Source organism: Streptococcus sp. CF8_St5-11, from assembly GCF_024295625.1.
Lineage (GTDB): Bacteria > Bacillota > Bacilli > Lactobacillales > Streptococcaceae > Streptococcus.
The window spans coordinates 90,809-112,750 of the sequence record NZ_JANCOJ010000003.1 but is presented as its reverse complement, the minus strand read 5'-3'; the positions used below and the strand labels follow the sequence as shown (position 1 = coordinate 112,750).

General features: G+C 43.6%; 17 protein-coding genes. 4 read left to right on the top strand and 13 right to left on the bottom strand.

Translation table 11 applies throughout. The annotated features are described in order from the left end of the window. The first annotated feature begins 140 nt into the window (after positions 1 to 140). Positions 141 to 998, top strand: coding sequence for a 5'-nucleotidase, lipoprotein e(P4) family (locus NMM13_RS07295; RefSeq protein ID WP_003004374.1), 858 nt, complete (start codon positions 141 to 143; stop codon positions 996 to 998). Between the two features lie 58 nt (positions 999 to 1,056). Here NMM13_RS07295 and glmS read toward each other — a convergent pair whose 3' ends face one another. From glmS to NMM13_RS07235, 12 genes are all read right to left on the bottom strand, one after another. Next, complete coding sequence (gene glmS, locus NMM13_RS07290) at positions 1,057 to 2,865, bottom strand: glutamine--fructose-6-phosphate transaminase (isomerizing) (protein ID WP_049482357.1); 1,809 nt, start codon at positions 2,863 to 2,865, stop codon at positions 1,057 to 1,059. Between the two features lie 373 nt (positions 2,866 to 3,238). Next, complete coding sequence (locus tag NMM13_RS07285; protein ID WP_254728299.1) at positions 3,239 to 4,624, bottom strand: glycoside hydrolase family 1 protein; 1,386 nt, start codon at positions 4,622 to 4,624, stop codon at positions 3,239 to 3,241. A 134-nt stretch (positions 4,625 to 4,758) separates the two neighbouring features. Beyond that, the gene (locus tag NMM13_RS07280) at positions 4,759 to 5,454 is read right to left on the bottom strand and encodes a gamma-glutamyl-gamma-aminobutyrate hydrolase family protein (RefSeq protein WP_254728297.1); all 696 of its coding nucleotides are present in this window, start codon (positions 5,452 to 5,454) and stop codon (positions 4,759 to 4,761) included. A gap of 177 nt (positions 5,455 to 5,631) precedes the next feature. Further along, positions 5,632 to 7,152, bottom strand: a complete 1,521-nt coding sequence (locus NMM13_RS07275; protein WP_254728295.1) for an ABC transporter permease/substrate-binding protein — start codon at positions 7,150 to 7,152, stop codon at positions 5,632 to 5,634. Further along, positions 7,145 to 7,873 (bottom strand): ABC transporter ATP-binding protein, encoded by a 729-nt coding sequence (locus NMM13_RS07270; RefSeq protein ID WP_254728293.1) that lies wholly within the window; start codon positions 7,871 to 7,873, stop codon positions 7,145 to 7,147. The genes NMM13_RS07275 and NMM13_RS07270 overlap by 8 nt, the downstream gene beginning before the upstream one ends. Beyond that, positions 7,866 to 8,720 (bottom strand): SDR family oxidoreductase, encoded by an 855-nt coding sequence (locus tag NMM13_RS07265; RefSeq protein ID WP_254728291.1) that lies wholly within the window; start codon positions 8,718 to 8,720, stop codon positions 7,866 to 7,868. The genes NMM13_RS07270 and NMM13_RS07265 overlap by 8 nt, the downstream gene beginning before the upstream one ends. Before the next feature lie 18 nt (positions 8,721 to 8,738). After that, entirely contained in the window at positions 8,739 to 9,188 is a 450-nt protein-coding gene (locus NMM13_RS07260) for a MarR family winged helix-turn-helix transcriptional regulator (RefSeq protein WP_254728289.1), read from the bottom strand. A 308-nt stretch (positions 9,189 to 9,496) separates the two neighbouring features. Then, positions 9,497 to 9,910, bottom strand: a complete 414-nt coding sequence (locus NMM13_RS07255) for a YjdF family protein (protein ID WP_073949360.1) — start codon at positions 9,908 to 9,910, stop codon at positions 9,497 to 9,499. Positions 9,911 to 10,051: 141 nt separating this feature from the next. After that, entirely contained in the window at positions 10,052 to 11,284 is a 1,233-nt protein-coding gene (locus NMM13_RS07250) for an acyl-CoA thioesterase/BAAT N-terminal domain-containing protein (protein ID WP_254728287.1), read from the bottom strand. A gap of 56 nt (positions 11,285 to 11,340) precedes the next feature. Then, positions 11,341 to 11,796: a MarR family winged helix-turn-helix transcriptional regulator gene (locus NMM13_RS07245; protein ID WP_060933554.1), complete on the bottom strand. Its 456-nt coding sequence runs from the start codon at positions 11,794 to 11,796 to the stop codon at positions 11,341 to 11,343. A 182-nt stretch (positions 11,797 to 11,978) separates the two neighbouring features. Continuing rightward, on the bottom strand, positions 11,979 to 14,480 hold the full coding sequence (gene leuS / locus NMM13_RS07240; RefSeq protein WP_254728285.1) for a leucine--tRNA ligase: 2,502 nt from the start codon (positions 14,478 to 14,480) through the stop codon (positions 11,979 to 11,981). Positions 14,481 to 14,603: 123 nt separating this feature from the next. Then, the gene (locus NMM13_RS07235; RefSeq protein WP_254728283.1) at positions 14,604 to 16,580 is read right to left on the bottom strand and encodes a peptide ABC transporter substrate-binding protein; all 1,977 of its coding nucleotides are present in this window, start codon (positions 16,578 to 16,580) and stop codon (positions 14,604 to 14,606) included. A 165-nt stretch (positions 16,581 to 16,745) separates the two neighbouring features. Between NMM13_RS07235 and NMM13_RS07230 the strand changes: the two genes are divergently transcribed. Beyond that, complete coding sequence (locus NMM13_RS07230; RefSeq protein WP_254728281.1) at positions 16,746 to 18,068, top strand: DUF1958 domain-containing protein; 1,323 nt, start codon at positions 16,746 to 16,748, stop codon at positions 18,066 to 18,068. A gap of 267 nt (positions 18,069 to 18,335) precedes the next feature. On the opposite strand, the gene NMM13_RS07225 is transcribed toward NMM13_RS07230, so the two are convergent. Next, positions 18,336 to 20,231: a M13 family metallopeptidase gene (locus tag NMM13_RS07225; protein ID WP_254728279.1), complete on the bottom strand. Its 1,896-nt coding sequence runs from the start codon at positions 20,229 to 20,231 to the stop codon at positions 18,336 to 18,338. A 148-nt stretch (positions 20,232 to 20,379) separates the two neighbouring features. Here NMM13_RS07225 and NMM13_RS07220 point away from each other — a divergent pair, with 148 nt between their 5' ends. Continuing rightward, positions 20,380 to 21,102 (top strand): metal ABC transporter ATP-binding protein, encoded by a 723-nt coding sequence (locus NMM13_RS07220; RefSeq protein WP_254728277.1) that lies wholly within the window; start codon positions 20,380 to 20,382, stop codon positions 21,100 to 21,102. Then, positions 21,099 to 21,941: a metal ABC transporter permease gene (locus NMM13_RS07215; RefSeq protein ID WP_254728275.1), complete on the top strand. Its 843-nt coding sequence runs from the start codon at positions 21,099 to 21,101 to the stop codon at positions 21,939 to 21,941. Before NMM13_RS07220 ends, NMM13_RS07215 begins: the two co-directional genes overlap by 4 nt. Position 21,942: the final 1 nt, after the last annotated feature.

Below are 21,942 nucleotides of genomic sequence, written 5' to 3'. Positions count from 1 at the left end.
AGGTGAAAAAGCCCTTCATATCAACATTTCTTTCTTACTATTCATTTTACCATTCCCTGGATCGCCTTCTCCTCTTTCTTGTCAGGCAAGATTGAAAGGAGTATAATTTTTATAGAATAATTTTAAGGAGTGTACGGTTTATGAAAACAACAAAAACCACCTTTACCATCGTTTCTGCTCTTGCTTCTGTCATTTTACTGACGAGTTGTGGAAGCAACACCACTAAAACGCAAGAGACAAAAGCAAGTAGCACTAAAAATCAGGTGACGATGACCTATGATCAGCAGCGCTCACAAGAAAATACCATGTCTGTTCTCTGGTACCAAAAGGCAGCAGAAACCAAGGCTTTGTATTTACAAGGCTACAATGTCGCTACTGACCGTTTGAAAGAGATCCTCCAAACTCCTTCTGATAAGCCTTATTCCATCGTCTTGGATTTGGACGAAACTGTTTTAGACAACAGCCCTTACCAAGTTCAAAACGTCAAAGATGGTACGGCCTTCAATCCTAAAGATTGGGATGTTTGGGTGAAAAAAGCAGCCGCAAAAGCGGTGCCAGGTGCCAAAGATTTTCTTCAATATGCGGATCAAAACGGGGTTCAAATCTACTACATTTCTGACCGTACAACCTCTCAAGTAGATGATACCATCAAGAACCTTGAAAAAGAAGGCATTCCTGTTCAAGGACGTGACCACCTCATGTTCTTAGAAGATGGCGTCAAATCAAAAGAAGGCCGTCGCCAAGCTGTACAAGAAAAGACCAATCTTGTCTTGCTCTTCGGGGACAACCTGGTTGACTTTGCAGATTTTTCCAAGACCTCTGAAGCTGATCGCGACAAGAAATTGGACGAATTGCAAAAAGAATTTGGTGAAAAATTCATCATCTTCCCAAATCCAATGTATGGATCATGGGAATCTGCTGTTTACCAAGGTAAAAAACTAGATGCCAAGGGACAAACAGAAGAACGCCTCAAAGCCTTGCAAGGTTTTGACAAATAAAGCAAACATCCTCGCTAGGAAAAACCTAACGAGGATGTTTTTTTCTATATAGATAATTTTATTCAACGGTTACAGACTTAGCAAGGTTCCGTGGTTTATCAACATCGAGCCCACGATGAAGGGTTGCAAAGTAGGCAATCAATTGGGTTGGCACCACCATTGAGATTGGAGAGAGGTAAGGGTGAACCGCTGTCAAGACCAAATCATCTGTCTCTTTAGCGACATTTTCTTCTGCAATGGTTAAAACATGGGCCCCACGTGCTGCCACTTCTTGGATGTTCCCACGTGTGTGGCTGGCTAGGACTGGATCTGACAAGAGGGCGATGACCGGTGTACCCTCTTCGATCAGAGCGATGGTACCGTGTTTCAACTCACCCGCAGCGAAGCCTTCACATTGGATGTAAGAAATTTCTTTTAGTTTCAGACTGGCTTCCATGGCAACGTAGTAATCTTGACCACGTCCGATATAGAAAGCATTGCGGGTTGTTTCCAACAAGCCACGAACTTTTTCATCGATGACTTCTTTTTCTGAAAGGGTTGATTCGATCGATTGGGCAACGATAGACAATTCGTGCACCAAATCAAAGGCTTTGGCCTTCTCATTGCCATTGGCTTCCCCAACAGCTTTAGCAAGAAAGGCAAGGGCTGCGATTTGAGCCGTATAAGCCTTAGTAGAAGCTACCGCAATTTCAGGACCAGCATGGAGCAACATGGTCATGTCTGCTTCACGTGAAAGAGTTGAACCTGGAACATTGGTCACTGTCAAGCTTGGAATTCCCATTTCATTTGCTTTGACCAATACTTGGCGGCTATCGGCCGTTTCACCAGATTGGCTGATAAAGATGAAGAGTGGTTTCTTGCTGAGAAGTGGCATACCATACCCCCACTCAGATGAAATACCGAGTTCTACTGGAGTATCTGTCAACTCTTCCAACATTTTTTTAGACGCAAATCCAGCATGGTAAGAGGTACCAGCCGCAAGGATATAGATGCGGTCTGCTTCTTGAACAGCCTTGATAATAGCTGGATCTACCACTACTTGACCAGATTCATCTGTATAGGCTTGGATCAGCTTACGCATGACAGTTGGTTGCTCATCGATTTCTTTGAGCATGTAGTATGGGTAAGTCCCTTTTCCAATATCAGAAAGGTCGAGTTCAGCCGTGTAGCTAGCCCGTTCTTTGACGTTGCCATCATAGTCTTGCACTTCAACGCTGTCAGCCTTGACAATGACCAACTCTTGGTCATGGATTTCCATGTATTGGTTGGTTTCACGAATCATGGCCATGGCATCAGAGCAGACCATATTGTAACCATCGCCAAGACCGATCAAGAGTGGTGATTTATTTTTTGCCACATAGATGGTGCTTGGATCTTCCGCATCCATCAAAGCAAAAGCATAGGCCCCACGGATGATGTGGAGGGCTTTTTTGAAGGCTTCGAGCGTAGACAAGCCATCTTCTTCAGCAAATTTTCCGATCAAGTGGGCGGCGATTTCTGTATCTGTTTGCCCCTTGAAATGGTGACCTGCTAGGTATTCTTCCTTGATTTCAAGGTAGTTTTCAATGACCCCATTGTGGACCAAAACAAAGCGACCTGTTTCAGAGCGGTGTGGGTGGGCATTGTCCTCAGTTGGTTTTCCGTGAGTGGCCCAGCGGGTATGTCCGATCCCAGCTGTCCCTTCAACACCTTCTGCCTTAGTTGACAATTCTGCAATGCGGCCAACTGCCTTTACCAATTGGCTCTTGCCTTCACTAGCCAGGAAAACACCCGCAGAGTCATAGCCTCGGTATTCGAGTTTTTCAAGTCCTTGAATCAAAATATCAGTAGCATTTGTATTTCCTACAACACCAACGATTCCGCACATAGTTTTTACGATATAGCCTTGCTATACTTTCCCCTTTACTTAGTCAAACGACCCATGGTCGATTTCTCAGTTACTTTAAAATTGGTCTAGTCTAATTTGACCAAAAAGCAACCAGCGGAGTCAGTATACAATGCTTCTTCGAGTTTGTCAACTAGGAAATTCAAGAAAATTGGTCTAGTTAAGTTAGGGTTAAGATTAGAGACAAAGTCATCTAAGAAAATTTCCACTGTAAGAAAAATGCCTGAAACAGAATGGTTTCAGACATTCGGAATAATTGAGAGTCAAACCGTTTGGGGAACTGTTTGACTCCAAACTTTAAAACGACAATGCGAGGAGGCTCAAATTGAACGAAACACAGGCTGCGGATTTTGATTTAGTCTTCAAATCCATTGGCTTGGCTTAGCTCTTTAAACCAATGGCCAGATTTTTTGAGGGTTCGTTTTTGACTTTCGAGGTCCAACTCAACTAAGCCATAGCGGTTCTTGTAGCCATTGAGCCATGACCAGCAGTCAATAAAGGTCCAGATCAAATAGCCTTTACAGTTGGCACCATCTTGAATAGCCCGGTGGAGCTCACGAAGATGGTCTTTGACAAAGTCAATCCGGTAGTCGTCTTGGATCACACCATCCTTGCGGAATTTTTCCTCTCCTTCAACCCCCATTCCATTTTCTGTCAGGATCCACTCGATATTGCCATAGTTTTCCTTGATATTTTGGGCAATGTCATACAAGCCTTGCTCATAGATTTCCCAACCTCGGTGGGGATTGATCTTGCGGCCTGGCATGACATAGGGTTCATAAAATTGTTCAAAGAGTAGGGGAGATGCTGGATTTGGAGCATAACGAGGAGCCGCCACACGGAGTGGTTGGTAATAGTTAACCCCTAGGTAATCCACCGTATTTTCCTCGATCAAGCGCAATTCAAAGGGATCATAATCCGGCAAGAGATCACGCTCCCGCAGAATCTCCACTAATTCTTCAGGATAATGACCAAGAACAGATGGATCTAGGAAGGATTTTGCTTGAAAGAGCTCGGCAATGCGCGCGGCTTTCACATCTTCTGGATGCTGGCTCCGAGGATAGGCTGGTGTCAAATTAAGCACAATCCCGATACGGTAATTAGGATCCACCTCGTGACAGGCCTTGACTGCTAGAGAGCTTGCTAACTGGGTGTGGTAGGCTACTTTTACTGCTGCTGCCGCGTCTACCTTATGAGGAAAATGAGCATCATAAAAATAGCCAAACTCCACAGGGACAATGGGTTCATTAAAGGTGATCCACTGATCGACCAGATCTCCATAGGTCTTGAAACAAAAACGCGCATATTCCTGGTAAGCATAGGCGGTTTCTTTATTTTCCCAACCATCCCCTTGCTCTTGAAGAGCCATCGGTAAATCAAAATGATAGAGGTTGACCAAGAGATGAATCCCTTTTTCTTTGATCTTTTCAAAGACACGACGGTAGAAATCAACACCTGCTTGGTTGATCTCCCCTCGACCTTCTGGGAAAATACGTGACCACTGAATAGAGGTCCGAAAGGCCGTGTGGCCAGTTTCTAACAAGAGGTCCAAATCTTCTTCCCAGTGTTCATAAAAAGTCGATGTTTTCTCTGGTCCTTGCCCTTGATAAAAGCGGTCGGGCTCGATTCTATACCAGTAATCCCAGAGATTGTCTCCCTTTCCATCCTGGGCTAGACGCCCTTCTGTTTGAGGGCCCGAGGTCGAACTCCCCCATAAAAAATCCTTTGGAAATTGATACATGTCCTAATCCTCCTCATTCTACTAGCTCTATTGTAGCGAATCCTCCCCCAAAACCTAGGCACAATTTACAGTCTTTCTTACGCAGATTAAAGAAAAAGTCCCTTAGGAAAAATTCCTAAGGGAGCTGGTCCACTTTACAATTGAGTCACGACATATTCAAAGAGCTTGCGATCTGCTGGGCTCTTGTCAAAACGTAGTTCCGGGTGCCACTGAACGCCGAGGAAACGACTCTTATCTGTGGATTGAACGGCTTCAATGATGTCATCTTTAGGATCCCGCGCGATCACTTCTAAGCCATCTGCCAAGTCTTTAATACTTTGATGATGGAAAGAATTGATGCGACTGGTCTTACCATAGATCTCTTGCAGGATCGTCTGATCCTTGGTCACCAGCTCTTGGCTGGTGTACTGACCTGGATTGTCCTGCCAATGATCCTCAATATCTTGATGCAAAGTTCCACCCAATGCAACATTGTAGAGTTGGGTCCCACGACAGACGGTAAAGATAGCTTTTTTAGCCGCACGCGCTTCTTCAATTAAGGCCAACTCAAAGAGATCGCGTTTCAAGAGATAGTCATCACTATCGATGGTGATTTCTTCTCCGTAAAACTTGGGCAAGACATTTTGTCCGCCGGTGATGATGAGCTTATCGATCATCGATAGGTAGTCTTTGGCCAAGGCCGCATCTCCAATTGGCAAAATCAAAGGAATCCCTCCTGCCTCTTTGACCGCTTCGACAAAACCAGTCGCCGCATAACTCATATTCGCGTCTGGATCATCTGGGAAGGGTCTTTCATTTCCTGTAATTCCAATTACTGGTCGTTTTTTCATACTTTTTCCATATACTTTCATTCATTTTCAAGGCTTATTGTAACACAATTTTAAGCCAGACTCAATGGAGTTTTTTTGAAGAGAAGGTCTCCCCTTCTAACCCAAAAGCTTGCTGAAAAGATATGAAATTGCTTTCTATTAAAAAATTCTCAAGTGCAAAGACTTGAGAATGGTTTGTTAATTTTTCATCAACCCTTCTTTTACCAAAAAGTCATGCGCTACTTTAGCAGCAGGCTTGCCTTCTACTCCGACTTGGTAGTTCATCTGGCTCATCTGGCTTTCAGTGATTTTACCAGCTAGCTTATTAAGCACACCTTCCAATTCGGGATGTTTCTTAAGAAGAGCTTCTTTCATGAGGGGCGCCCCTTGATATGGCGGAAAGAGTTGCTTGTCATCTTCAAGGACCACCAGGTCATAGCGAGCCAGCTCGGCATCCGTTGAGTAAGCATCTGTGATCTGGATATCCCCGGACTGGATCGCCTGGTAGCGAAGGGCTGGCTCCATGGTGGAGACTTGTAGGTGGAGTCCGTAAACCTTCTGCAAGCCCTTGTTCCCATCCTCTCGGTCATTAAACTCCAAGGTAAATCCTGCCTTGAGTTGTCCTTCCACCTTTTTCAAATCTGAAATGGTCTTGAGGCCATACTCTTGGGCAATTTTCTTGGGCACCGCGACAGCATAGGTATTCTGATAAGCCATAGGTTTGAGCAAGGCCAGGTCGTCTTGTCGCTTGATCCCATCTCGAGCCGCTTGATAAACTGCTTCTGGATCATGGTCGACTTGCGGCGCCGGCTTGAGGAGACTTTCAGTCACGGTCCCTGTAAACTCTGGATAGATAGCAATATCCCCTTTTTTCAGAGCTTCATAGAGAAAAGTGGTCTTACCAAAATTTGGTTTAACAGTCACTGTCATATCCGTATTTTTCTCGATCAAGATCTTATACATATTGGCTAGGATTTCCGGTTCAGGACCCAACTTCCCAGCGATGACCAGATTTTCTTTTTCCGGTTTGGGAAGAAGACTTGGTGTATAGCTAGCTCCCAATCCGATAACCATTACCGCAAAAGCCGCAAAGATGGTCCGCAATTTGGCCTTTTCCATCCATTTGAGAAGAAGGTTAAAGGCGATGGCCAAGAAGGCAGAAGACAGGGCACCGATCAAAATCAGACTGGCATTATTGCGGTCAATCCCTAGAAGGATAAAGGAACCGAGTCCCCCTGCTCCAATCAAGGCGGCTAGGGTAGCCGTCCCGATAATCATCACAGCTGCTGTCCGAATCCCAGACATGATGACGGGCATGGCCAAGGGAATCTCAAACTTCTTGAGTCGCTCCCACTTGGTCATCCCAAAGGCCACCCCTGCTTCTTCTAGACTTGGGTCAATCCCCTGCAAGCCGGTGATGGTATTTTGAAGGATGGGGAAAATGGCATAGATGACGAGAGCTGTCAAGGCCGGAAGTGTTCCGATTCCCATAATGGGAATGAAGAGCCCCAAAAGGGCCATGGAAGGAATGGTCTGGAAGATCCCAGCGACCTGTAAAACCCAGTTGCTGGCTCTCTTGCGTGTACTTAAATAAATAGCTAATGGAACAGCTAGAAAAATAGCAAGGAGTAAGGTCAGTAATGACAGTTGCAAATGTTGCCCCAGTGCAGTGAGCCAGTCTCCAAAGCGTTCTTGAAAGGTTGCAAGTAGTTTAGACATGGTGAGCACCTCCAAATAAATCCGCCACAAAGTCGTTGGCTGGTTGGGCTAGAATGGTCTCGGAATCCGCTACCTGCACAATCTCTCCTTCTTGTAGCACCGCAATCCGATCGCCTAATTTCAAGGCTTCATCGGTATCGTGTGTAACAAAGATAGTAGTCATGCCGAACTCCTTGTGCAAGTCTTTGGTAAGAGCCTGTAGCTGTTTGCGGGAAATGGCATCCAAGGCTGAAAAGGGCTCGTCCATCAATAGAATCTTTGGCTCTGCAATGATGGCCCGCACAATGCCAATCCGTTGTTGCTCCCCACCAGACAGCTCACTAGGCATGCGCTTTGCATACTCTGCAGCAGGCAGACCCACCTTGTCCAAGAATTCTTCTGTTTTAGAGGCGATTTGTTCCTTGCTCCAGCCCTTCATTTCAGGAATCAATGCTATATTTTCAGCAACTGTTAAATTTGGAAAAAGGGCAATGGCTTGAAGCACATAGCCGGTAGACAGACGTAACTCCCGTTCATCATAGTCCTTGATGCGTTTCCCATCCATATAAATATTGCCATCTGTCGGCTCCAAAAGACGGTTAATCATCTTGATCATAGTGGTCTTTCCAGATCCTGAAGGACCCACTAGCACCATAAATTCTCCATTTTCAATACGGAGATTGACATCTTTTAAAATGTCCTTATCCGTGTAGCGCAAGACTACATGTTTATATTCAATCATATTCTTCCTCAATAAGTTTTCTGTCTCTAAGAGTATCCAATAGGCTACTTGCTGGATGCCCTAGAACTTTTTCGACATCTGTAGAAACCCCAGCTTGTTCCCCAGCTTTAATCGCTGTATAGGTGCTGACCCAGGCATCGTACTCCCAAGTTTGTGCTGGCCATTTTTTCCGTGACTCATAAGCTTCTTCTACTGTTTCATCCACATACACGATGGCGTCACCAGTCTCTTTTGAGAGAAGGGCTACGATTTCTTCCATAGAAAGATCCTCTGGCCCCGTCAAATTCAAGGTTTGATTTTCCCACTCCTTAGGATTTAAAAGAATTTCTTCTGCAACCCTAGATGTGTCCTTACGGGCAACAGCTGACACAAGACCACTGCCTGCCGGACCACGAATCTCTCCATTTTCAAGCGCCATATCAATCAGGAAGTCCAAGTAAAAATTATCTCTCAAAAAAGTGTAGGTGAACCCTAACTCCTTGATATAGGCTTCCGTCTGGGCATGATCTCGAGACAAGGTGAAAGTTGCCTTCTCATCTGCCCCATAAAAGGAGGTGTAGACGATATGCTCTACTCCTGCTAGCTTTGCAGCATCTAAAAAGTCCTTGTGTTCCTTGACACGCTCTAGATTTTCCCGAGCAGAAACCATCAACAAGATATCGATCCCCTTTAAGGCCTCAACCACCTCTGGCGTATTGGCATACACTATTTTACGAATTTCCGCAGACGCGTAGAGTTTTGCACGTTCTGGACTTCGTGCTAGATGGACGGAAGCGATTCCTTTCCCATCGACAAGATTCGCCACATAAGAACCTAATTTCCCTGTTACCCCTGTAATACCAATCATAACTGTTAATTCCTTTCCTTAGATGTCATTCTCTTTAGCTTTTAGATTTGCGATAATGCGCTCTTGATACTCCTCAAATTCTCGGATTTCTTGATCCGAAAATCCTTGATAGAAAATCTCACCCAGTTCCTTACTAACACGATCCCCAATTTCCTTTTGTGCCCAACCGAGGTCTGTCAAAGAAATATATTTTTTCCTTTTATCCTGTGTGCAAGGTTGAATCGTAACCAAGCCTTGTTCTTCCATTTTCTTAACCATACTGGTCAATGTATTATTGGCTAGACCCGTCGCAATTGCAATATCGGTCGCAGTAGCGCACCCCAACTCTTGCTTCCACAAAATCGTTAAAATTTTTCCCTGTTCACTTCGGTATTGAGCATCTGGTTCCTTGCTAAGCAACTTTTGAAAGATACGCCCATTTAACAATCGAATCTGTAGAGCTTGATAGCCTCCTAACATCTTGTCCATTTTGTCTCCTTTTTATTTCTATATCGAAATATCAAAATCATTGTACCACTGCCTGTTACATCTGTCAACTGTTTCGATATAGAAATAACATTTTTTCTAAGATACTCTTCAAAGGATGCTTGACGACCTCAAAATTGCCAGACTTTTTCTCTTTTTTCACAATTTTTCTTAGAAGAAGAGCAACATTTAAACTCCTTGTAGAACGACACTGAGTTTTACATCTGTTCACTGTAATGCAGAATGAAATTTGTTAAAAAGCCTCGGTAGGGTTCTTCCTACCGAAGCTTTTTTGATGAAAGAGATAAGGGTTAATGTCCTTTATGCTTGTCTCTTCGTTTTTGCTGTTTGCGTTCGAATTTCTCTTGTTTGAGCAATTGCTTTTGGACACTAGATTGATGTTTTGAAATCTTTTTCCTTTCCTCATACTGCAACTGCAATAGTTCTTTCGACTTGGAAGAAATTTTCTTCTTTACTTGTTTCTTCACAGCTCGCTGTAATCGTTTAGGATTCTTGATTTTTACATGTTGCTTAACTGTAGCTTCTGGACTAAAAGATAAATGAGTAAACTGAGTCTGTAACATCTCTAGAATTTCATCATCTTTTGGCTCCTGACCAAATGTCACACGACAAACTTGATAAGTTTCTCGATACACTTGTTCGAACAAACCATGCCAAAATCCATCTTCAAAATAAACTGTCAATCCAATTGAAATTGTTTCCACGACAGCACCTCCTTAAATCTATCCCTAAGAATGGACAACCAAGGAGGAAGGTTACTGATAGGCTTGCCTACGTCTGGACTACCAACCAGAACTGTGTTTTTATCTTAGTTGGGACTATTATAGCATATTTATAATCTTATGTTATTGCTTCTTCAAATGCCTATCAAAAAAATGAATCGTAGCCAACCAAGAATCCTTACTCTCTTTCATCAATAAACGCCAATCTTTTCGATAGCGATGATTGGGTTGATAAGCCACTGTCAACATGTGACCTATTTCATGATATTTTTTAAATGTAATGTGGTGGCCTTTATAATGTGAGACAATATTGGCTATTGCTGACGAGGCATCCCATATTTCATCAACAGTACTTCCGAGCAATAAGATTGGCGAAGAGAATCTACTAATGTCTATCCTAGCAGAGCGATCTTTAGGGATAGGTTTTCTAAAAAGTTTGCTAAACAGATAATCTCTCAGTCGAAACTTTTGATAGGGAAGTTCTATTTGCAAATACGTCCAAGAAGAAGAATGGGAATTCCATTTCCTTTCTATCCCTTCATACACCACATCAGAGGGTGAATTTAGTACCAAACATTGAACGTCATTAAAAATGCTCTCCTCAGCTAAAACTAACTCTGCTCCCTTAGAACGTCCATAGATTCCAATTCTTTCACTATCTACTTGATGATGCTGACGTAGATAATCCTTTGCTTCCACAAGGCACTCTAAAGGAATACGTTCCAAATGTTTTGGCAATCCCTCTAAACCAAAGTAGGCAACTGCTAGGCAAATATAACCTCTAGAAGAGAGAAGCTGAGCTATATTCTGTGCCTTTTCAATCCTTCCTTCACTACCGCTCACAATAATCAATGCTGGTGCTTTTATTCCCTTTTTATCATAAAAGAGTCTCCCTTGAAAATGTTTCCCGTAAATATCTTGATGACTAATTTGCGAACTCATGTAATGTCTTGTGAAAGTTCTCTCTGCGACGACAGTATTACCTTGTATAATTTTGATTTCCACAAAAAAGTGATCTAATAAGGGAATTTTAGAAAGAGAGTTTGGAAGTTTCTTTTTCCTATTGGTCAAGGGCTTGGCATTAAAGAATAACCCCATTGTTGCAATATCTTCATAAGAGCCAGAACAAGATGGAGTTTGTGAAATATCAATAATACCATTCTTATCTGATACAAAAGTCGCTGTTGATTTCCATAAAACATCATGAGCTAAAAGCATAGGAGCATTGATACAATAATAATCAGATAAATACATTTCGACTCGATAGGTTTCACTTGGTTTTAAGCCATCGATGACAATATTAAAAGATTCGTCTGCTAAATCAGACTCTGAGATTAGTTCAATTTGTATATTCATATCTTCCTCTTTTTGTTAATATAATTAACAATATAGTTTTAAAATTACCGTGATTTTTACCACGGCAATTCTTGCCATACCTGTTCAACATCATCCATCAGTTTCATAACCATTTGAAGATCCTCCTCACTATAGTTTCTTAAAACTGAAAAAATGGCCTTTTCAATATGTTCTTGCTGCTCTTTATGGATATTAAAAACTTCAACACCTTTTTTGGATAATATCAGATATTTATTTTTTTCATTATCCGGTGCAAATTCAAAAGTAACGAGGTCTTTCTTGGTTAAACGTCTAACACTCTGAGTAATGGCACTCCTAGATACTTCAAGTAACTCAGATAATTTCACTAGATTCACAGGCTGATTGCGACCTATCAGGTCGATCAAATGGACTTCATTAATAGTGATTGATTTATCAATACTGTTCCTATGCTGAGCTTTTTTCAACTGTTCAAAAGCTAAAGCAAAGCTGTTAAAACGATTATTAAACTTATACAGTTCTTTCTTATTCATAGCGCCTCTCTTTTGTTAATGATATTAACAAAAATACTATTTATTGTCAAGCTGAGCCTAAAAAATCCTCCAGAGCTGAACTCTGAAGGATTCATTTTTATTTTACAACAATATTAACCAATTTAGTTGGCTTCAATAGTCCAGTGGACTATTGAAGGTGGCAGATAGGGCTAATAAACTCGTTATTTAACAACGATATTAACAAGTTTATTAGGGACACTAATCACTTTCACGATGTCCTTGCCATCGATCTCTGCTTTGACTTTTTCGTCAGCTAGAGCGACTTCTTGCAATTCTTCGCGTGAAAGATCTTTAGCGACCATGAGTTTGGCACGGACTTTTCCTTTGATTTGAACGACGATTTCGATTTCGTCTTCAACCAATTTGCTTTCGTCCCATGTTGGCCAAGCTACGTAAGAGATAGACTCACCGGTTGCTGCGACTGTTTGCCAGAGTTCTTCTGCCAAGTGAGGGGCAAATGGGGCAATCAATTGGATAAAGCCTTTGGCGTAATCCACATAGAGTTTATCTTCCTTGTTAGCAGCGTTGACAAAGACCATGAGCTGGGCAATGGCTGTGTTGAATTTCATAGACTCGATTTGCTCAGTAACAGCTTTAACGGTTTCGTTATAAACCTTATCAAGAGTGCCATTGTTTTCCGCAACGATTTCTTTACTTGTAATCAAACGATACACACGGTCAAGGAATTTACGGCTTCCTTCCAATCCTTCTTCAGACCAAGCGATAGAAGCATCGAGTGGTCCCATGAACATTTCATAGACACGAAGGGTATCCGCACCGTATTGTTCCACCACATCATCTGGGTTGACCACGTTCTTGAGGGATTTAGACATCTTGGCTGGCGCCTGCTCCAACTCTTCTCCTGTTTCCACATGGCAGAAGCAACCGTCACGTTTTTCAACCTTGTCAGTCGCCACAAGAGCTCCACGGTGGTCACGGTAGCTAGTTCCCAAGATCATTCCTTGGTTAAAGAGTTTTTGGAAGGGCTCTTTAGTCGGTACAACACCAAGGTCATAGAGGAATTTGTGCCAGAAACGAGCGTAAAGCAAGTGAAGCACAGCGTGTTCTGCACCACCCACGTAGATATCGACTGGCAACCATTGTTTGAGGAGATCCTCGTCAGCCAATTTCTCAGTGTTGTGTGGATCGATATAGCGGAGGTAGTACCAGCTTGAACCGGCCCATTGTGGCATCGTATTCGTCTCACGACGACCTTTGACACCATCCTCACGAGTCACTTCCAGCCAGTCTGTCAAGTTAGCCAATGGGCTTTCACCAGTACCTGAAGGGCGGATATCCTTGGTTACTGGCAAGACCAGTGGGAGTTCACTTTCTGGAACAGCTGTCGAAGTTCCATCTTCCCAATGAATGATTGGGATTGGTTCACCCCAGTAACGTTGACGGCTAAAGAGCCAGTCGCGGAGACGGTAGGTAACCTTTTCTTGACCAAAGCCTTTTTCTTCTAGCCAAGACACGATTTTAGCAATCGCTTCTTCTTTGTTGAGACCGTTCAAGAAGTCAGAGTTGACGTGAAGGCCATCTTCTGTGTAAGCAGCCTCTTCAACGTTTCCACCTTCCAAGACTTCTACGATTGGAAGACCAAACTGTTTAGCAAATTCCCAGTCACGCTCATCGTGGGCAGGTACGGCCATAACAGCACCTGTACCGTAGCTAGCAAGAACATAGTCGGCAATCCAGATTGGAATTTCTTTGCCATTGACAGGGTTGATCGCATAAGCACCAGTCCAAACCCCTGTTTTTTCCTTAGCAAGGTCTGTACGAGCTAAGTCTGATTTGAGGCTGGCTTGGTGTTTGTAGTCCGCTACAGCCTCAGCTTGTTCAGGTGTCGTGATGGCATCTACTAGTTCATGTTCAGGCGCCAAAACAGTGAAGGTCGCACCGAAAAGAGTGTCTGGACGAGTCGTAAAGACGGTGAATTCCTTGTCTGTCCCTTTTACTTTGAAAGTGACATTGGCACCAGTTGATTTACCAATCCAGTTGCGTTGCATGTCCTTGATAGACTCTGGCCAATCCAATTCATCCAAATCGTTGAGCAAGCGCTCTGCATAGGCCGTGATTTTAAGCATCCATTGGCGCATTGGTTTACGAACAACTGGATAGCCCCCACGCTCAGAGGTTCCATCTGGAAGAACTTCTTCGTTGGCGATAGCTGTTCCTAGTTCCTCAACCCAGTTTACTGGCACTTCAGCTTCATAAGCCAAGCCTTTTTCGTAAAGCTTAGTGAAGATCCATTGCGTCCACTTGTAGTAGTTCGGATCTGTCGTATTGACTTCACGATCCCAGTCGTAAGAGAAGCCAAGCGCATTGATTTGGCGTTTGAAGTTGGCAATGTTTTCTGCTGTGAATTCCGCTGGGTCATTCCCTGTATCCATAGCGTATTGCTCAGCAGGCAAACCAAAAGCATCCCATCCCATTGGGTGAAGGACGTTGTAACCTTGCGCACGTTTGAAACGGCTAAGGATATCTGTTGCTGTGTAGCCTTCTGGATGTCCTACGTGTAGACCCGCTCCAGATGGGTAAGGGAACATGTCCAATGCATAAAACTTAGGTTTTGAAGCATCTGTTCCTGTCTTAAAAGTGTGATGGTCAGCCCAGTATTTTTGCCACTTAGGCTCGATTTCTTTATGATCGTAAAAACTCATAGCGTCTCTCCAATTTTCGTGATGCTCCTATTATACCATTTTTAGGCGATTTTTAAAGGTTCAGACAAAGAAAAAGACAGGTCCCATACGGGACCTGTTCATCCTGTTTTCTCTAAGAAAAGTCTATTTCACATGCTTTTCAAGTTCTTCTTGCGCTTTTTTATTGGATTTTTCTTTTTCTTTCTTCCATTGTTCACGCGCTTTGTCGTAGTCTTTCGCCGCTACGACCTTGTCTTGAACTTCTAAATACTTATAGTTGAAGGATTGACCCTTGTGGCCTGTCCAAGCAAAGGCTGCAGAGTATGGTACAGTCTTACGAACGACTGGAGAAGCTCCATCTGAATGGATCGGAATCAAGAGGGCACTATCGGTCAACCAAGCTTGAGCCGCAGCATATTTTTCGTAACGCTTGTTCACATCTGTGGTTTCTTTTTGAGCATCCTCAATTAATTGATCGTATTCATCAAAACCAGCTGCTTTTGCGGCCGCATTGTTGGTACCAGCATCGAATCCAAAGTAAGCATTGGCATTTTCGCCAGATTTACCACTAGTGATATCAATGTAAGAAGATGGATCCGTATAGTCTGGTCCCCAACCCAAGTTATTGTTCAAATCCCAGTCTTGTTGCGAAGCATTTTCAGCAAAGTAAGTCACCCGTTGCAGATCATCCTCAGAAATCATATTCAAATCGATGACAATATTTTCTGCTCCTAGTGTAGATTCAACTGACTGTTTGAAGGATTGAGCTTGTTTGATTCCTTCCGTAAAAGTCGATGAAGTTGGAAGATCCAAATGAATTGGGAATTCAACTCCTTGAGACTGCAATTCTGCCTTGGCTTTAGCAAACTCTTCTTTGGCCTTGGTTGGATTGTAGAGGGTATCTTTTCCATCTGCGACAGAAATCCCTTTCCATTCATCCCCATAAGCTTCTAGGTCTTTTTCTACTGCATCCCCAAATTGTTGGCCATTGATTTGAACAAAGTTTGGTGGCGTAAAGGTATTACGGATGACCTTATTGGCAGCAGCTTCCCCGTTCGCCTGAGCTACGTATGCCTTACGGTTGAAGGCAAACATAATGGCTTGACGGAAGTCCTTATTTAAGATTGCTTTCTTAGTTGAAGTCTTTTGAGCATCAGTAGTCTTCTTTGTGATTTCATAAGCCTGACGGTCAATGTTGAAGGAAAGGTTGTAGGTAGATGAACCTTGGTCAGTAAAGACGATATCGTCTTTGTGCTTCTTCTCTACACTCTTATAGTTAGAGCCATTTGGGAAGACACGGGCAACTGTATAGTCGCCGTTGTCAAACCCACGAATCAAGGATTCTGAGTCTTGTCCATCATAATAAGTCAACTTCACTTTACTGATCTTAACATTATCCGCATCCCAATATGTTGGGTTCTTTTCCAAGGTCGCAGAAGATTTAGAAGTGATGGACTTGATCAAATAAGGACCGCAGTAGAGGATACTAGATGGAGAAGTTCCTTGACCATAGTCATCTCCTTTAGATTTCAGGAATTCTTCGTTAACCGGCATCAAGATCCCCATCGTAGTCTTAGAATTCCAGAAACTTTCCGGTTGGCTCAAGGTATATTGAACGGTATAATCATCAATAGCCTTTACTCCAACAGTTGAGAAATCAGATGTCTTCCCTGAAACATAATCATCCAAGCCTTTGACAGATTTTTGGACCAAGTAAATCGCTTGTGATTTCTTGTCTGCCGCGTGTTTGAGGCCTGTGACAAAGTCTTGGGCTTTGACTTCTCCATATTCTTCCCCTTCAGAAGTCATCCATTTGACCCCTTTACGGAGTTTATAAGTATAGGTCAAGCCATCCTTGGAAACAGTCCAGTCTTTAGCAAGCGATGGGATCAAGTTCCCGTACTTGTCCACTTCCAACAAGCCATCTATCGCATTTCCTGTAAACTCGGAAGTCGATTTTTTATTGGAAATCGAGTAGTCTAAGGTATCCGGATCCTGGGTATAGACATAGCTAAATGTCTGACCACCAGAGCTACTAGATTTCCCTCCTGAGCAGGCTGCCAGTACACCAGCTGATAAAAGCAGAGCGCTGGTAGCTAAGAGTACCTTCCCTTTGTTCATATAAATCACCTCATTGTAAAAAATGTTATACTCAATTTAAATTATAGCACTTTCTAGGGAAATGTAAACGCTTTTACTGCGAAATTATTCTATTTTTCCTTTATTTTTTCAATTTCTACTTTTTCTAAAATTTTTTCAAGTTGAATCCCTGGCCTGTATGATATAATGGAATCTATGAATTATGTGAGACATTTACACAAACGACTAAAACGCAGCCTCTTGTCCCTCCTTGTAGGAGTCTTGACATTAGGCCCTATTTCCACTGCTTTTGCGGATGACATCTACCAGCAAGAAGATGTCATGAAAATCGCAGCTGATGCTGGACTGGTATTGGACGATTTTTACAAGCCTAAGGCTGACATCGTCATCGACGCCAATACTGGAGCCATTTTGTACGGAGACAATATCGACACGGTCCGGGACTCCGGAAGCATGGCCAAACTCATGAGTGCCTATGTGGTCTTTCGGGCCCTTAAGGAAGGCAAGATCAAATATGATACCGTGGTCACAGCAACAGAGGCAGACCAAGCCATCTCGGAAAACAATCTGTTAAGTAACTCACCTATTGTAGCTGGTGTTGACTACAAGGTATCTGAATTGATCAAGATGCTCTTTGTTCCATCTTCTAGTGCGGCCGTGATTATGCTCGCCAACGCCGTCACTGACAATGATCCCGATAAGTTTTTGGACTTAATGAATCAGTACGCACAAGAAATGGGGATGAGCCATACCAAATGGCACAATCCAAATGGGGCGATGATTTCGGTCCTTCAGGGCTACTACAATCCTCAGCGCTACGATGTCAATGCGAATAACGAAATCACAGCGCGGGACATGTCTATTCTGGCTTATCACATCGTAAACGACCTGCCAGAAATGTTGGAATACACCAAGCAAGCTCATACTACCATCATGGAAGGTACCCCCTACGAGCAAAGCTATGATAACTACAATACTTCCCTCGAAGGTGGAAAGTTCGCCCTTAAAGGAACAGATGGACTCAAAACTGGATCCAGCCCGACTGCTGACTACAACTACACCGCGACAACCAAGCGGGGTAAACAGCGGATTATCGAAGTCATTTTGGGGGTTGGAAACTACGATGTCGAGATCGCCGAAAGTTACCGCAATCAAATCGGGAATACCTTGGCTGAGAAAATGTTCGCAGACTACCAGTATAAAAAAATCCTTTCTGCAGGCGATCATACCATCGACGGGAAGACCATTCACTTGAAGCAAGACTTCTATGCGACCGTTAAGAAGGGGACGAAGCCAGCCCTTAAACTGGAAGACAACCGCCTAGTCGTTCAGAACGGCTTGCAACAGGTATCTCCAAGTATTAAAGCGGGAGTGGCCGTAAGTGAGTCTAAAACAACGACCTCTAGCAGTAAAAGCAAAGGACTCGATATCATGTGGCTCTTCTGCTTCCTGCCTGCCGGAATTTTATACCTGATCTTTAAACAAACCGATCCAAAAAGAAGAAAATAGAAAAAGAACTCCCATTACCATAAGGTATGGGAGTTCTTGGTTTGTCGACACAATGATTGAGAACGCTTCATTATTATTTGATATTTCTTATGATTTCTAATCCAATCAAAAATCCCAAAAGCTAGTTTCAGTAGGTTGAAACTTGGCTTTGGGGATTTTTATTTTTTTTACGACCGTCGAGAAAAAGAGAGATTGACTGGTAGGTATGGCCCACATGGTCAATCTCCTATTTTCTTCTCGCTTTTTTTACGGGCTTAGTATCTTAGACTACCAAATGATCACACGGTCTTCTGGTGCGCGCCACATGCCGTCGCCTTCTTTGACATCAAAGGTTTCAAAGAATTCGTCAAAGTTTGGTAATTGGACATTGGTGCGGAGTTTTCCTGGTGCGTGGACATCGACACTTGCGAGGAGTTGCATATACTCTGTCCGAGCTTTCATGCGCCAGATGCGAGCAAAGTTGGTGAAGAATTCTTCTGCTGAGAAATCTTCCTCTTTCTTAGCGGCTTCAAGGGCTGCAGCGATACCACCGAGGTCTGCTACGTTTTCAGAAACGGTCAATTTCCCGTTGATCTTGGCACCGTAGGAGTCTTGTCCTTCAAACTGATCGATGACTTTTTGTGTGCGAGCGGTAAAGGCTTCGTAATCTTCTGGTTTCCACCAGTCTTTCAAGCTACCATGCTCGTCAAAGGATGCTCCATTGGTGTCAAAGGCGTGGGAGATTTCATGGGCAATGACCGCACCGATTCCACCGTAGTTGGCTGATGATGATTGGTGAAGGTCATAGAAAGGTGCTTGTAAAATCGCTGCTGGGAAGACGATTTGGTTTTGTTGCGGATCATAGTAGGCATTGACCAGGTGGGCTGGCATGTGCCATTCGCTTCGATCAACCGGTTGGTTCCACTTGCTCCAAGTATGGGCAATGGAAATTTCGTAAAGGGCTTGAGCATTTTCCACCAAGGTCTTGCTTTCGTCGATGATTTTTTTGGCGTATGTTTCTGGTAATTTTTCAGGGTAGCCGATATGTGGTGTGATGACATTGAGTTTGACAATGGCTTTTTCACGAGTTTCAGGAGCGAGCCAGTCTGCTTTTTCTAAGCGCTCCTTATAGACGTCAATCATGGTCGCTACTTTATGCTCTACGTCTGCTTTTGCTTCTGGTGAGAATTTTTCTCCCGCATACCAGAGTCCAAGCGCTTGGCTATATGGTACTTCTGCTAATGACAAGGCCGCCTTTTCTTTTGGACGAGGTTCTGGAACACCTGCAATCGTACGACTATATTCACCAGCCAAGACACGGATTTCTTCGGTCAAGAATAAAGTCCAATCTACGGCTGCACCGAGTTTCAATCTTGCATGAATAGTTTCCCAGTTGGCTGCTGAATAGAATGTTGGTGCGAATTCCTTCCAGAAACGCTCTTCTGGAACGATGATTTTATCCGGAGTTTGTCCGATCACTTCTGTAAAGAAAGTATCGAGTGGCAATTCTGGAACCAAGGCCTTGAAATCTGCCCACTCATAAGGATGGTAGAGTTTGTTGTACTCGGATCTTTCTTCATTTGACAAGATATATTTGGCCAATTCTGCATCCGACGTAATGACCTTATCCAGGATATCTTTGATTTCTGCCTCTGAGAATTCAAATTTAGGTAAAAGTTTTTCCATCATTTGGCGCCAGATAGCCAGTAGTTCTGGGCCTTTTTCGTTGCCTTCTTCATAGTAGGTCGTATCTGGCAAGATATGAGCCGGCGCTTCTCCCCACAAGACATTCATTTGGGCATTCATATAGTCTGGTGACACGCTAAATGGCATGATATTTGGTTTGCCAGCTAGTTCATAGGCTCCCAGCTTGCTGGTATAGTCTTCAAAAGAAGACAAGGCCTTGATTTCATTGATCAAGGGCATGGCTGGTGCTACACCAGCTGCTTCCCGTGCATCAAAATCTGCCACCATTTTATGGTATTTGACAAAGTTTTGCAGAATGCTGTCTTCAGGCAGCTCTTCTCCCCGTTGCCATTTCCCAGTGATATCCAACATCAAGTTTTCGATGTCTCGATCTAAGTCCATAAAACCACCAGTTGACGGTTTGTCATCAGGAATCACAGCTGTCTCAGCCCATTCCCCATTGACGTAATCATAAAAATCATCTTGTAAACGTACCATGATCTTCTCGCTTTCATTCTTTTCTATTAACCTTATCAAAAATAGGTCAATTTTTCAATGATTACAAGTAAGTTAATCTAAATTATTTTAAAAATTAACTTGACTTAATTTTTTCATTCATGTATATTAATGGTAAAGGAGAAAAATCATGATTCAAATTGAACATCTAAGTGTTGCTTACCAGCAAACACTGGCCTTGGAGGATCTTTCCCTCACCATCCAGGGTCCAACCATCCTAGGAATTCTTGGACCCAACGGAGCAGGAAAGTCAACTCTAATCAAGGCCATGCTAGGACTTCTCCCTCATTCGGGAAGGGTCCTGCTCGATCAAAAAGATCTCGGCCAAGTTCTTCAACGAGTGGCCTACGTCGAACAGAAATCCGCTATTGATTTCCACTTCCCCATCACGGTGCGGGAGTGTGTCTCACTGGGTCTCTATCCCCATCTTTCTATCTTCAAGCGAAAAAGCAAAGAGGATCTTCAAAAGGTGGAAAATGCCTTGAAACTTGTCAATCTTCTTGATCTAGCGGATCGCCAGATCGGCCAGCTTTCGGGAGGGCAATTCCAACGGGTCCTGATCGCCCGCTGCTTGGTCCAAGAAGCAGATGTCATCTTTTTGGATGAGCCCTTCGCAGGGATTGACTCTGTCAGCGAAGACATCATCATGCAGACCCTACAGACCTTGAAAAAAGAAGGCAAGACCATTCTGATCGTCCATCACGACCTCAGCAAGGTCCCAGCTTACTTTGACCAGGTCCTGCTCCTTCACCGCAAGCTGATCGCTTTTGGGAAAACAGAGGAAACCTTTACCAAGGAGAATCTGCATGCAGCCTATGGGCATGAACTCTTTATAGGAGGTGGCGTCGGATGATTACAGAATTTATCGATGGATTACAGCAATTCCACTTCTTACAAAATGCCCTGATTACAGCTATTGCCATCGGGATTGTCGCTGGAGCTGTCGGATGCTTCATTATTTTGCGGGGTATGTCTCTCATGGGAGATGCCATCTCGCACGCGGTCCTTCCTGGGGTAGCTCTGTCCTTTATCCTGGGCATCAATTTCTTTATCGGTGCCATTGTCTTTGGCCTCCTGGCGTCCGTCCTTATCACCTATATCAAGAGCAACTCCATCATCAAGAGCGACACGGCGATTGGGATTACCTTTTCTTCTTTCCTCGCCCTAGGAGTCATTCTGATCGGGGTCGCTAAAAGTTCTACCGACCTCTTCCACATCCTCTTTGGAAATATCCTGGCCGTGCAAGACCAGGATATGTGGGTGACCATCGGTGTTGGAGTGGCAGTCTTACTGGTGATTGTCCTGCTCTTTCGTCCCCTACTGCTCACTTCTTTTGATCCTGTTCTGGCTCAATCCATGGGCGTCCGGGTCAAACTCTATCACTACCTGCTCATGGTTCTCTTGACCTTGGTTTCTGTCACTGCTATGCAGAGTGTCGGGACCATTCTCATCGTCGCCATGCTCATCACACCCGCTGCGACAGCCTATCTCTATGCCAATAGCCTCTGGTCCATGATGCTCCTTTCATCCGGATTAGGTGCCCTAGCCTCTATCCTAGGACTCTTTATCGGCTACAGTTTCAACATCGCCGTCGGGTCTTGTATCGTCCTCACTTCTGCCATCTTCTTTCTCATCAGCTTCTTTATCGCTCCTAAGCAGAGAAAGAATAAGCACGCTCTTTCACCTCATTAAA